Consider the following 13,182-nt stretch of genomic DNA (forward strand, 5'->3'; position numbering starts at 1 on the left):
CACGCACCTTAGACATATTAGCATTATCAGAAGGCCCTGTCAAGAAAATCAGCAATAAATTTATATATCCATACCAGGCAATCGCGTCACATCCAGCAATGCAGAAGTGACGCGAATACACTGACAATGGTTATTCTATTACTCGGCAGGAACTGTCTCTAAAGATTCCAGTTCTTCTCCCGCATTTGGATCAGAAAGTTTTACATTGCGGTAGCGATTCATACCTGTACCGGCAGGAATCAGCTTACCGATGATAACATTTTCTTTCAGGCCGAGAAGTTTATCCACTTTTCCTTTGATGGCTGCATCTGTGAGCACGCGTGTTGTTTCTTGGAAAGACGCGGCAGACAGGAAGGAGTCCGTTTCAAGGGAAGCCTTGGTAATACCGAGCAGTACCGGTTTGGCAACTGCAGGCTCATTACCCGACAGGATAGCTTCTTTGTTCGCTGCTTCGTATTCATGAATGTCCGCAAACGCACCTGGCAGGAGATTGGTATCCCCGGCATCAATAATGCGGATTTTGCGCAACATTTGTTTGATCATAACTTCAATGTGCTTATCGTTGATCTCAACGCCCTGGTTACGGTATACACGCTGTACTTCTTGCAGAATGTAGTTCTGTACCCCGCGGATCCCTTTGATACGCAGCATTTCTTTAGGGTCAATCGAACCGTCTGTCAGCTCATCACCAGCTTCAATCTCCTGGCCTTCGCTCACGCGCAGCCGTGATCCGTAAGTGATGGAGTAAGTTTTGGATTCAGCTTCACCTTGAACCTCGATTTCACGACGGTCTTTGGTTTCACGAATTTCCTTGATTACACCATCAATCTCGCTGATTGTTGCCTGACCTTTAGGGTTACGGGCTTCAAACAACTCCTGGATACGCGGCAAACCTTGTGTGATATCGTCTCCCGCAACGCCCCCGGTGTGGAACGTACGCATGGTAAGCTGTGTTCCTGGTTCCCCGATGGACTGTGCCGCGATGATACCAACTGCTTCACCGATTTCCACGTGCTTACCTGTTGCCAGGTTACGTCCGTAGCACTTCTTGCAGACACCGTGACGGGCACGGCAGCTCAGTACGGAACGAATTTGCAGTTTGGTTACGCCAGCATTGACGATTGCTTCCGCTTTGTCGGAATCAATCAGGTCATTGCGGTGTACAATGATTTCGCCAGTTTCCGGATGACGAACAGTCTCGAAGCAGTAACGACCTTCAATACGGTCATACAGATCCTCGATAACCTCTTTACCATCCTGAATACGGCTAACAGTGAACCCTTTATCTGTACCACAATCTTCTTCGCGAACGATAACATCCTGTGCTACGTCAACGAGACGACGAGTCAAGTAACCAGAGTCCGCTGTACGCAGCGCTGTATCGGCCAGACCTTTACGCGCTCCGTGCGTGGAGATAAAGTACTCCAAGACGGTAAGACCTTCACGGAAGTTCGCTTTGATTGGGAGCTCAAAAATTCGTCCGGATGGTGTTGCCATCAGTCCGCGCATACCACCAAGCTGGGTGATCTGCGATTTGTTACCCCGTGCCTTCGAATCTACCATGAGCATAATGGAATTGTAACGGTCCATTGATTTCAAGAGGATATTCGTAAGCTCGTCTTTGGTCTTCGACCAGATCTCAATGACACGGTCATACCGTTCGTCATTAGTGATCAAACCACGGCGATATTGGTTAGCAACTACGTCAACCTTCGCGTCGGAATCCTTCAGAATTTGTGCTTTTTCCTCAGGTACAACAACGTCGGATACGGCAACCGTTACACCGGAACGAGTCGAGTATGTGAAACCAAGCTGCTTGATCTTATCCAAGATCACAGACGTTTTGGTCGTGTGATAAGTCTCGAAACAACGAGCGATGATAAGCCCAAGATATTCCTTACCTACAGCACCGGCATCTGGAGCATTCATGATGCGCTCAAGAACATCGGCACCTTTTTCATAGATGAAATACTTATCAGGCGTACCATGGAGCAGGTTTGTTTTGGTTGCTTCGTTAATATACGGGAAACTGCTCGGATAGATTTCGTTAAAGATAATCTTTCCGACGGTTGTAATCATCAACGCATTTTGTTGTTCTTCAGTAAAGCATGTTTTGTTGAGTGCCTTAACTGGAATAGCAACACGGGCATGCAGACCTGCAGTTCCACGCTGATAAGCTGAAACGGCTTCGTTTACGGTACGCAAAATCATACCGCTGCCCTTTTCTTCCTTGTTGTCCATGGTCAGGTAGTAAGTACCAAGGACCATATCCTGGGAAGGCGTAACAACCGGTTTACCGTCTTTAGGGTTAAGAATGTTACCAGATGCCAGCATGAGGATGCGGGCTTCAGCTTGAGCTTCTGCTGACAGAGGAACGTGTACCGCCATTTGGTCACCATCGAAGTCGGCGTTGTAAGCCGTACATACGAGCGGGTGAAGACGGATAGCATGACCTTCTACCAGAATCGGTTCAAACGCCTGGATACCGAGACGGTGAAGCGTAGGGGCACGGTTAAGCAGAACCGGGTGCTCTCTGATTACTTCTTCAAGCACATCCCATACTTCAGGACTAACGCGCTCAACTTTACGTTTTGCGCTCTTTATGTTGTGGGCAAGCCCTTTATTAACCAATTCTTTCATTACAAACGGCTTGAACAGTTCCAGCGCCATTTTCTTAGGCAGGCCGCATTGGTACATCTTGAGGTACGGTCCTACGACGATAACGGAACGTCCAGAGTAGTCAACCCGTTTACCGAGCAAGTTCTGACGGAAACGTCCTTGTTTACCTTTCAGCATGTGGCTGAGGGATTTAAGAGGACGGTTACCAGGCCCGGTTACCGGACGGCCACGACGACCATTGTCGATCAGGGCGTCAACAGCTTCCTGGAGCATCCGTTTTTCGTTCTGCACGATAATATCAGGAGCACCGAGATCAAGCAGTCTCTTCAGACGGTTGTTCCGGTTGATTACACGGCGATACAAGTCATTCAAGTCAGACGTAGCAAAACGGCCACCATCCAATTGAACCATTGGGCGAAGCTCCGGTGGAATAACCGGGAGCACATCCATGATCATCCAATCAGGTTTGTTGCCGGAGTTGCGGAAAGCCTCGATAACTTCCAGGCGTTTGATCGCCCGGTTACGGCGTTGGCCTTGGGCCGTACGCAGTTCTTCTTTGAGGAATTCCAATTCCTTGTCGATGTCGATATCTTGAAGAAGCTTTTTAACAGCTTCTGCACCCATACCGGCTTGGAAACCGTAGCCGTATTTCTCACGGTAGCTGCGGTATTCTTTTTCAGACAGCAATTGCTTCTTCTCAAGCGGAGTTTCACCTGGGTCAGTTACAACATAGGAAGCGAAGTAAATGATCTCTTCCAGGGATCTTGGAGACATGTCCAGTGCCAGACCCATCCGGCTAGGAATACCTTTGAAGTACCAGATATGCGATACAGGAGCTGCTAATTCGATATGTCCCATACGTTCGCGACGAACTTTCGCACGTGTAACTTCTACGCCACAACGGTCACAGACAACACCCTTATACCGGACGCGTTTGTATTTACCGCAATGACATTCCCAGTCTTTTTGTGGTCCAAAGATACGCTCACAAAAAAGACCCTCTTTTTCCGGTTTCAATGTACGATAGTTAATGGTTTCCGGTTTTTTAACTTCTCCGCGGGACCAAGAACGAATTTTCTCCGGAGATGCGAGTCCGATTTTCATAAATTCAAAATTGTTAACGTCCAACAAGGAGCAACCCTCCTTAACCTAATCCTGATTTAGTACCGCTGGCCCTCCCTTGATCATGACAATCAAAAGAGGGCGCGGTCCTTTTGTAATGGAATTCCAACGTTTCGGGATCTATTAATCTACTCCGACTTCTGAGCCTTCCAAGTTGAGGCTGAGCTTGTCGCCTGACGTATCGTCCTCATCATCCAGTTCTTTCATCTCGATCTCCTGCTCATCACCGCTCAGGATTTTAACATCCATACCCAGTGACTGCAGTTCCTTGATCAATACTTTGAACGACTCAGGAACGCCTGGTTCAGGTACGTTCTCGCCCTTGACGATGGATTCGTACGTTTTCACACGGCCGACCACGTCATCGGATTTCACAGTCAGAATTTCTTGCAAGGTATAAGCGGCACCGTAAGCTTCAAGCGCCCACACTTCCATCTCCCCGAAGCGCTGACCACCGAACTGAGCTTTACCACCCAGCGGCTGTTGCGTAACGAGAGAGTAAGGTCCAGTAGAACGAGCGTGAATCTTATCATCAACCATGTGCGCCAGTTTGATCATGTGCATGACGCCGACCGTAACTTCACGCTCAAAGCGTTCTCCAGTCCGGCCATCATACAGAACGGTCTTACCATTACGCTGCATGCCTGCTTCTTCCATAGTGTCGAAGACGTCATTCTCACGCGCACCATCGAATACCGGTGTAGCGATGTGAATACCAAGACGCATAGCAGCCATACCGATATGCACTTCGAGCACCTGCCCGATGTTCATCCGCGATGGAACGCCCAGCGGGTTGAGGACAACCTGTACTGGCGTACCGTCCGGCAAGAACGGCATGTCTTCTTCTGGCAGGATACGGGCAACGACACCCTTGTTACCGTGACGTCCGGCCATCTTGTCACCTTCAGAAATCTTACGTTTCTGAGCGATGTACACACGAACCAGCTGATTCACACCCGGTGGCAGCTCATCGCCGTTCTCGCGTGTAAATACTTTAACGTCAACGATAATACCATCACTACCGTGAGGAACGCGCAAGCTTGTATCACGAACTTCACGTGCTTTCTCACCAAAGATTGCATGTAGCAGGCGTTCTTCAGCTGTAAGCTCCGTTACACCCTTAGGTGTTACTTTACCCACGAGAATGTCGCCAGCACTGATTTCCGCACCGATGCGGATGATGCCGCGCTCGTCTAGATTGCGCAATGCTTCTTCCCCAACGTTTGGAATATCACGAGTGATTTCTTCAGGTCCGAGCTTCGTGTCACGGGCTTCGGATTCGTATTCCTCGATATGGATCGAAGTGTATACATCCTCTTTAACCAGTTTTTCACTCAGCAGGATCGCATCCTCGTAGTTGTAACCTTCCCAAGTCATGAACGCAACAACTACGTTGCGGCCAAGAGCCAATTCGCCCATTTCTGTGGAAGGTCCGTCTGCCAGGATATCACCTTTCTTAACAACGTCACCTCTCTTAGCCAGAGGACGTTGATTAATGCAGGTACCTTGGTTCGAACGCATAAATTTGTGTAATTTATATTTAACGATATCGCCTTTAACTTCTTTGCCTTCGACACTCTCGACACGGCGCAGCCAAATTTCATTGGCAGAAGAACGTTCGATGATACCGTCATATTTGGAAACGATACATACGCCTGAATCCTTGGCAGATTTATGCTCCATTCCTGTACCCACGAGTGGAGCCTTTGGAATAAGCAGCGGAACTGCCTGACGTTGCATGTTGGATCCCATCAGTGCGCGGTTGGAGTCATCGTTCTCAAGGAACGGAATGAGCGCCGTAGCGACCGATACAACCTGCTTAGGTGATACGTCCATGTAATCGACGCGGTCACTAGGCATGGATGTAATGTTATCCGAATCTTTGTTGTAACGAACGATAACCATGTCTTCTTTGAAAGAACCGTCTTCTTCCAACAGAACGTTCGCCTGTGCGACAACGTAGTTGTCCTCTTCATCGGCAGTAAGGTAATCAATTTGTTCAGTAACCTTACCTGTCTTCGGATCAACCCAACGGTACGGAGCTTCAATAAATCCGTATTCGTTGATGCGAGCGAAGGTGGACAAGGAGTTGATCAAACCGATGTTCGGGCCTTCCGGCGTTTCGATTGGACACATCCGGCCATAGTGACTGTGATGGACGTCACGAACCTCAAAGCCCGCGCGTTCCCGCGTAAGACCGCCGGGTCCGAGTGCGGAGAGACGACGTTTGTGAGTCAACTCTGCAAGCGGGTTGGTCTGGTCCATAAACTGGGACAGCTGGGAGCTACCGAAGAACTCTTTAATCGATGCGATAACAGGACGAATGTTGATAAGCGCCTGTGGTGTAATCGCATTAGCATCCTGAATGGACATTCTCTCACGTACTACGCGTTCCATACGGGACAAACCGATACGGAATTGGTTCTGCAAGAGCTCGCCCACTGAACGCAGACGGCGGTTACCCAAGTGGTCGATATCATCCGTATTACCGATACCATGCAGCAAATTAATAAAATAGCTGATTGAGGAAATAATATCAGCCGGAGTAATATGCTTGACCGCTTTGTCAATGTTACCATTGGCAATCAGCTTGATTACCCGACCTTCTTCAATCGGCGAATAAACGTCGATCGTCTGAAGCGGGATATCTTCGCTATCAAGTACTCCGCCAGTTACGCGGTAGTTCTTGTGGGCAACATCTTTCTCAAAATGCGGGATCAGCTCATCAAGCAGACGACGGTCTACCATTTGTCCTGCTTCAGCCAGGATTTCGCCAGTGGTCTCATCCACCAAAGGCTGTGCCAGACGCTGATTGAACAGACGGTTCTTGATGTGCAGCTTTTTGTTGATTTTGTAACGACCTACGTTAGCTAGGTCATAACGTTTTGGATCAAAGAAACGTGCAACCAGCAAACTCTTAGCATTATCTAAAGTAGGCGGTTCGCCCGGACGAAGACGCTCATAGATTTCAATAAGCGCTTTTTCCGTAGAGTCCGTATTGTCTTTATCCAGCGTATTGCGAATATATTCATCATTACCAAGCAATTCCAGAATCTCAGCATCACTGCCGAAACCTAATGCACGCAGAAGCACAGTAACCGGAATTTTACGGGTCCGGTCAATCCGGACATACATGATGTCCTTCGCGTCGGTTTCGAGCTCCAGCCATGCGCCGCGGTTAGGAATTACTGTAGCGGTGTAGGTTTTCTTGGCGTTCTTATCTACTTTTGTGCTGAAATAGACGCTTGGAGAGCGAACCAACTGGCTGACAATAACCCGTTCCGCACCATTGATAATAAACGTGCCGGTCTCCGTCATCAGCGGGAAATCCCCCATGAACACTTCCTGCTCTTTGACCTCACCGGTCTCCTTATTGATGAGACGCACTTTTACCCGAAGAGGAGCCGCATATGTTACGTCACGCTCTTTAGCGTCATCAACCGTATATTTCGGTTCACCCAGGCTGTAATCAATGAACTCGAGTACCAAATTACCTGTGAAATCCTGGATCGGCGAGATGTCCTGAAACATTTCCCGCAATCCCTCTTCCAAAAACCAATCATACGATTTTTGTTGGATCTCGATCAGGTTCGGGACCTCGAGAACCTCGTTAATTCTCGCATAGCTTCGCCGAGTGCGTCGACCATACTGAACAAGATGTCCTGCCAACTTTACTCACCCCTCATGTCTACTCACTTAAAAATTGATTGCGAACCCTTGTTTGGAACCGTATAATGGAACCATAACAGCAGGATCCAGCCCTAAATAAAGAAAGGCCCTTATCGAAAATCTTCGAAAAAAGAGCGCATTTATTTACGGCGAAAATACTCCTTATCCAGTAGATTTGCCCAAAACGTACATATTATACGTCAGCAAGCAACAGTTTATGCATTTGTCTCCACTATCACGGCTTCAACATACCACCATAGACAATGAAGTACACTTTCGCAAAAACACGCCGTACGGCATGCGCTTGCCGGCCGACAATATATCACTTGACATTTCAGCAAACTAAAGACATGGAGCCTATCTTAATACTGACATTTTATAATAATACCACTATCAGTATCTCATGTCAACGGCCAAATGCCTTTTATTTTTGAGCTCGCAGAATTCGGTAGCCTTTGTCTTTCCCCACTTCTTCCACGAGCGAGAATAAACTCTCCAGCTTAGCCACTGCCGACGGTGAACCTTGTTTCTTCTGAATGACCACCCACAAGCTTCCGCCTACTTTCAGGTGCTCATAAGCTTCTTCAAAGATTTGATGAACTACTGCTTTTCCCGCCCGAATCGGGGGATTGGTAAGGATCACATCGAATTCCTGGCCCTTCACTACGCTGAGCACGTCGCTTTCCATTACCGTAACATTCCTTATCCCGTTCTGCTGCGCATTCTCGCGCGCCAGCTCAACTGCACGGCTGTTGATATCGATCATCGTTACATGCCCCTCTGGGACAAGATGTGCTGCACTGATTCCAATAGGTCCATACCCGCAGCCGACATCAAGTACAGCCGAACCATCCGGGATCTCCATCATTTCTATCAGCACGCGACTACCATAATCAATATCGCCTTTGGAGAAAACACCGGCATCGCTGGTAAAGCTGAGGCTCTTCCCTCTGAGAACGGTATTAATCGTACGTCTGTTGTGACGCACTTCGGGCTGCTGCGAATAATAATGCTGCGACATGTCGCTCCTCCCTTTTCCTTAAACCATTAAATATAAAGACATTCCCTATTCATACAGCAAACCCCTTGAACATGTTCAAGGGGTCTTTTGTAAGCCGGAAGGAATGACTTCGCTTCCGAACGCTGTACTTGAAGCTTTAATACTATTTCAATTCTACAGCTGCGCCAGCTTCTTCCAATTTTGCTTTGGTAGCTTCTGCATCTTCTTTGCTTACTTTTTCTTTGATTGGTTTTGGTGCGTTGTCTACGAGGTCTTTAGCTTCTTTCAAGCCAAGGCCTGTGATTTCGCGAACGATTTTGATAACGTTGATCTTGGAAGCACCAGCGCTAGTCAAGATTACGTCGAATTCGCTTTGCTCTTCAGCAACAGCTGCTGCTGCGCCACCTACAACAACTGGAGCTGCTGCAGTTACGCCGAATTCGTCTTCAATTGCTTTAACCAGGTCGTTCAGTTCCAATACGCTCATGCCTTTAATTGCTTCCAAGATTGCTTCTTTACTCATGATTGAACCTCCATTTTATATTTAAATTTGTTTGTGTTAATGAATTACACTGCAAAGAGCAAAGGCTTACGCGCTTTGTTCTTCTTTCTCAGCGACAGCTTTAACTGCAAGTGCGAAGTTACGCACTGGAGCTTGAAGCACGCTAAGCAGCATGGACAGCAAACCATCGCGGGATGGAAGCTCTGCCAGTGCCTTGATTTGGTCCGCGTCGATGACACGTCCTTCTACTACGCCGCCTTTCAATTTCAAAGCGTCGTTTTTCTTGGCGAACTCGTTCAAGATCTTAGCCGGAGCTACTGCATCAGTTTCACTGAATGCGATCGCTGTAGGACCAGTCAGAACTTCGTCCAACTCAGTCAATTCAGCCGCTGCAGTTGCACGGCGAAGCAATGTGTTCTTCAGGACTTGAAAGTCAACGCCAGCTTCACGAAGCTGCTTACGCAGTTCAGTTACTTGCGCAACGTTCAAACCGCGGTAGTCCGCAACAACAGTAGTTACGCTACCTTTAAACTTAGCAGTAACAACATCTACTGCATCTTGTTTAGCTTGAATTACTTTTGCATTTGCCAATGTATACACCTCCTGAAAATTTATGTGACGGCGTTCTATCCGAAAGAATCCGCGCCGTTCCTACGCAGGCATTAGAAAAGCCTCCGCAGAATCACGAAGGCTTGATAAAACGATAGTTACACGGCATGCCGGGCAACCTCTTGTTTCTATCACAACACCTCGGTAGGAAATTAAGCCTTAAGGCACCTACTGTCTACGGTAAGCATATTCAAGTTCAAGAATGATACCTTAGTTCGTCACAACTGTTATAGAATATCAAAGATGACTACAAGAGTCAATCCCTAATTATCTGAAAGCAGTAGTGTTTACACGAGCGCTTGGTCCCATAGTGGAAGAAATCGAGATGCCTTTCAGGTATACACCTTTAGCAGCAGCCGGTTTCGCACGGTTCAAAGCGTCGATAAGAGCTTTAAGGTTGTCATTCAATTTTGCTTCGTCAAAGGACACTTTACCGATTGGCGCGTGAATTTGACCAGCTTTATCGAGACGGTATTCGATTTTACCGGCTTTGATTTCTTGCACAGCCTTGGTAACATCGAATGTAACTGTACCTGCTTTAGGGTTAGGCATAAGGCCTTTACCACCGAGCAGACGTCCCAGTTTACCGACTTCACTCATCATATCAGGTGTAGCTACGCAGACATCGAATTCAAACCAGCCTTGTTGGATTTTGTTGATCATATCTTGATCGCCTACAAAATCAGCACCAGCAGCTTCCGCTTCTTTCGCTTTTTCACCTTTTGCAAATACAAGCACGCGTTGTGTTTTACCTGTGCCGTGAGGCAGGACAACAACACCACGAACAGCTTGGTCTTGTTTACGTGGGTCTACACCCAGACGCACTGCTGCTTCAACGGTTTCGTCGAATTTTGCAGTCGCAGCCTTTTTCACAAGCTCTACAGCTTCTGAAGGCTCGTAAGTTGCTTCGCTGTTAATCAGCTTAGCAGCTTCTTGGTATTTCTTACCATGTTTAGCCATGAAATGTTCCTCCTTTGTGGTAATAGCGGAATTTCCTCCCACGTATTGCGGTCATACTCGACCATTGCATCGAATACTTATTAGTCTTCGATTGTGATACCCATACTGCGGGCAGTACCTTCAACCATAAGCATAGCAGCTTCTACAGTAGCAGCGTTAAGGTCGGGCATTTTTTGCTCAGCAATTTCACGAACCGCTGCACGGTTCAGCTTAGCAACTTTTTTCTTGTTTGGTTCACCGGATCCTTTTTCTACTTTAGCAGCGATGCGAAGCAGAACGGCAGCCGGAGGAGTTTTGGTGATGAATGTAAAGGAACGATCTTCAAATACTGAAATTTCAACCGGGATGATCAGGCCAGCCTGGTCAGCAGTACGAGCGTTGAATTCCTTACAGAATGCCATGATGTTGACACCCGCTTGACCAAGCGCCGGACCTACTGGTGGCGCAGGGTTCGCTTTCCCTGCAGGAATTTGCAGTTTCACCATTTTAATAACTTTTTTAGCCATGAGTGACACCTCCTTGCGTCAATAGTGGTCTTCGAACGCATTTAGCGCTCTCCCACAAGAAACCCTTGCGTTTTGTTATATTTTCTCCACTTGAGTGAAATCCAACTCCAGCGGGGTTTCCCGTCCAAACATGTTAACGTGTACCTTGATCTTGCTCTTGTCAGCCAAAATTTCTTCCACGGAGCCCACAAAATTCGCAAAGGGACCAACCATAATACGTACGGATTCCTTGATTTCGAAATCAATCTTCGTCTTAGGTTCAACCATACCCATATGCTTCAGAATTTGTTCTACCTCTTCTGGAAGCAGTGGTGTAGGTTTGGAACCCGAGCCTGTCGAACCAACAAATCCAGTAACGCCCGGTGTATTGCGAACAACATACCAGGAATCATCAGTCTGAACCATTTCCACCAAAACATATCCGGGGTAAACTTTACGCATGACAGTTTTTTTCTTGCCATCCTTGTTTACCAGTTCTTCTTCCATAGGAACAAGAACACGGAATATTTTGTCTTCCATGCCCATGGACTCAACGCGCTTTTCCAAATTGGCTTTGACCTTATTCTCATACCCAGAATAGGTATGAACGACATACCATCTTTTTTCCATACCAAGCCACCTGGAACCTCTCTAAATAATCGCTTCAATCACAGCGGAAATACCGATGTCCAGAACCCAGAAGTAAACAGCGACAACTATAATTGTACCGACAACGATCAATGTATAGTTCTTCAATTCCTTACGACTAGGCCAGCGAACTTTTTTGAGTTCACTCCAGCTTTCAGTGAAAAAGGAAAACAAGGACTTGAAACTACGTTTCACGCCGACTACACCTCCCAAAGACTATCTGGTTTCGCGATGAGGAGTTTGCGAGTTACAATACTTGCAAAATTTCTTCATCTCCATGCGGTCGGGGTGATTTCGCTTGTTTTTGGTTGTCGCATAGTTTCTTTGTTTGCAACTTGTACAAGCCAAAGTGATAATTACCCGCATGATGTGCACCTCCCGAAGACGTCCTTCTAACGGTAAAATTAGAAGACGCAAAATTGATCCTAAAAAATGCCGCGAATTTAGGCCTACCTAAAACACTTTAGCATAATGTCAAGGCCTGTGTCAACGAAAGAATTGCCCTACTGCACTGGGTATTTCCGGGTGTTATCGTCACGTGATGTACCCTGCCTTTGGTCTTGTCTTTTCCACTGGTTTTCGCTGTCATCCTTATCATTATGGAGCATTCCGACTGTGAATAAACCTGTCTGCACGGCGTTCTAGCATTTTTGCTGCAAAAGTTAAGAATCTTCCGTTCCGGCTACTATATCAGAATAAACAACCGAAAATTAAAATTCCACTAAAAAAAGACTCGTTTACCCGAGTCTCTCTTGTCCATTATATCATCAATTGTCACGCACTTCCAGATATCTTTCCAATTTGCGCTTCACTCGCTGTAAAGCATTGTCGATGGACTTCACATGCCGCTTCAAGTCCTCGGCAATTTCCTGATAGGAACGGCCATCCAGATAGAGCATCAGCACTTTACGCTCCAGATCACTAAGGATCTCCGCCATCTTGTCTTCCAGCCCGATGAATTCCTCCTGATTAATAATCAGCTCTTCGGGATCAAGCACCTGAGACCCACAGATCACATCCATCAGTGTCCGGTCGGAATCCTCATCATAAATAGGCTTGTCCAGAGATACGTAGGAATTGAGCGGAATATGCTTCTGACGAGTTGCCGTCTTGATCGCAGTAATAATCTGTCTTGTGATGCACAGCTCTGCAAAAGCTTTGAAAGAAGACAGCTTGTCTCCCTTGAAATCACGAATGGCTTTGTACAGGCCGATCATGCCTTCCTGGACAATATCTTCGCGGTCAGCCCCGATCAAAAAGTAGGAACGCGCTTTGGCACGTACAAAATTACGGTATTTGTTAATTAAATGCTCCAATGCGCCACTGTCGCCACCACGGAAAGCCTCGACAATATCTTCATCGCTTATGAAATCATACTCGGACAGCATTATTTCCTTGAGGTCGACACTCACCAAGAATCCCCCCGGCTGCAACGCAAGACACATCGTTACTTCGCGAAATATACGAACAGTATATATTATGTTACCTAAAAACGTCAACCGAAGTTTCCCCAAAAACAATCATGAATAGCATTATATGGGTTTACAATGACATTTCCGGGTCAATTT

The 13,182-nt window shown here is 47.0% G+C and carries 11 protein-coding genes and 1 other annotated feature; all 11 genes read right to left on the reverse strand.

Annotated elements, in window-relative coordinates:
* Positions 1-138: 138 nt before the first annotated feature.
* The gene (rpoC, locus tag HPT30_RS04985) at positions 139-3,750 is read right to left on the reverse strand and encodes a DNA-directed RNA polymerase subunit beta' (RefSeq protein ID WP_175370350.1); all 3,612 of its coding nucleotides are present in this window, start codon (positions 3,748-3,750) and stop codon (positions 139-141) included.
* 114 nt (positions 3,751-3,864) lie between these two features.
* Entirely contained in the window at positions 3,865-7,410 is a 3,546-nt protein-coding gene (rpoB, locus tag HPT30_RS04990; RefSeq protein WP_175370351.1) for a DNA-directed RNA polymerase subunit beta, read from the reverse strand.
* A gap of 424 nt (positions 7,411-7,834) precedes the next feature.
* Positions 7,835-8,431: a class I SAM-dependent methyltransferase gene (locus HPT30_RS04995; RefSeq protein ID WP_175370352.1), complete on the reverse strand. Its 597-nt coding sequence runs from the start codon at positions 8,429-8,431 to the stop codon at positions 7,835-7,837.
* A 142-nt stretch (positions 8,432-8,573) separates the two neighbouring features.
* Complete coding sequence (gene rplL / locus HPT30_RS05000) at positions 8,574-8,933, reverse strand: 50S ribosomal protein L7/L12 (RefSeq protein ID WP_175370353.1); 360 nt, start codon at positions 8,931-8,933, stop codon at positions 8,574-8,576.
* 66 nt (positions 8,934-8,999) lie between these two features.
* Positions 9,000-9,503 (reverse strand): 50S ribosomal protein L10, encoded by a 504-nt coding sequence (gene rplJ, locus HPT30_RS05005; RefSeq protein WP_175370354.1) that lies wholly within the window; start codon positions 9,501-9,503, stop codon positions 9,000-9,002.
* A 64-nt stretch (positions 9,504-9,567) separates the two neighbouring features.
* Positions 9,568-9,720 (reverse strand) — a sequence feature (ribosomal protein L10 leader region).
* A 68-nt stretch (positions 9,721-9,788) separates the two neighbouring features.
* Positions 9,789-10,481 carry a 50S ribosomal protein L1 gene (gene rplA / locus HPT30_RS05010; protein ID WP_175370355.1) on the reverse strand — a complete coding sequence of 231 codons (693 nt, stop codon included), beginning with the start codon at positions 10,479-10,481 and terminating at the stop codon, positions 9,789-9,791.
* 80 nt (positions 10,482-10,561) lie between these two features.
* On the reverse strand, positions 10,562-10,987 hold the full coding sequence (gene rplK / locus HPT30_RS05015; RefSeq protein WP_175370356.1) for a 50S ribosomal protein L11: 426 nt from the start codon (positions 10,985-10,987) through the stop codon (positions 10,562-10,564).
* Between the two features lie 75 nt (positions 10,988-11,062).
* Positions 11,063-11,596, reverse strand: a complete 534-nt coding sequence (gene nusG, locus HPT30_RS05020) for a transcription termination/antitermination protein NusG (protein WP_066367701.1) — start codon at positions 11,594-11,596, stop codon at positions 11,063-11,065.
* A gap of 21 nt (positions 11,597-11,617) precedes the next feature.
* Positions 11,618-11,809, reverse strand: a complete 192-nt coding sequence (secE, locus tag HPT30_RS05025; protein WP_066367704.1) for a preprotein translocase subunit SecE — start codon at positions 11,807-11,809, stop codon at positions 11,618-11,620.
* Between the two features lie 21 nt (positions 11,810-11,830).
* Entirely contained in the window at positions 11,831-11,980 is a 150-nt protein-coding gene (gene rpmG / locus HPT30_RS05030; protein WP_076099620.1) for a 50S ribosomal protein L33, read from the reverse strand.
* A 401-nt stretch (positions 11,981-12,381) separates the two neighbouring features.
* Positions 12,382-13,026: an RNA polymerase sporulation sigma factor SigH gene (gene sigH / locus HPT30_RS05035; protein WP_066367714.1), complete on the reverse strand. Its 645-nt coding sequence runs from the start codon at positions 13,024-13,026 to the stop codon at positions 12,382-12,384.
* Positions 13,027-13,182: the final 156 nt, after the last annotated feature.

It is taken from the genome of Paenibacillus agri, assembly GCF_013359945.1.
Classification (GTDB): Bacteria; Bacillota; Bacilli; order Paenibacillales; family Paenibacillaceae; genus Paenibacillus_AQ; species Paenibacillus_AQ agri.

Bases quoted from the DNA above. Each gene is read 5' to 3' on its own strand.
- HPT30_RS04995 (WP_175370352.1), bottom strand. From the start codon at position 8,431: ATGTCGCAGCATTATTATTCGCAGCAGCCCGAAGTGCGTCACAACAGA.
- rplL (WP_175370353.1), bottom strand. From the start codon at position 8,933: ATGAGTAAAGAAGCAATCTTGGAAGCAATTAAAGGCATGAGCGTATTG.
- rplA (WP_175370355.1), bottom strand. From the start codon at position 10,481: ATGGCTAAACATGGTAAGAAATACCAAGAAGCTGCTAAGCTGATTAAC.
- rplK (WP_175370356.1), bottom strand. From the start codon at position 10,987: ATGGCTAAAAAAGTTATTAAAATGGTGAAACTGCAAATTCCTGCAGGG.
- nusG (WP_066367701.1), bottom strand. From the start codon at position 11,596: ATGGAAAAAAGATGGTATGTCGTTCATACCTATTCTGGGTATGAGAAT.
- rpmG (WP_076099620.1), bottom strand. From the start codon at position 11,980: ATGCGGGTAATTATCACTTTGGCTTGTACAAGTTGCAAACAAAGAAAC.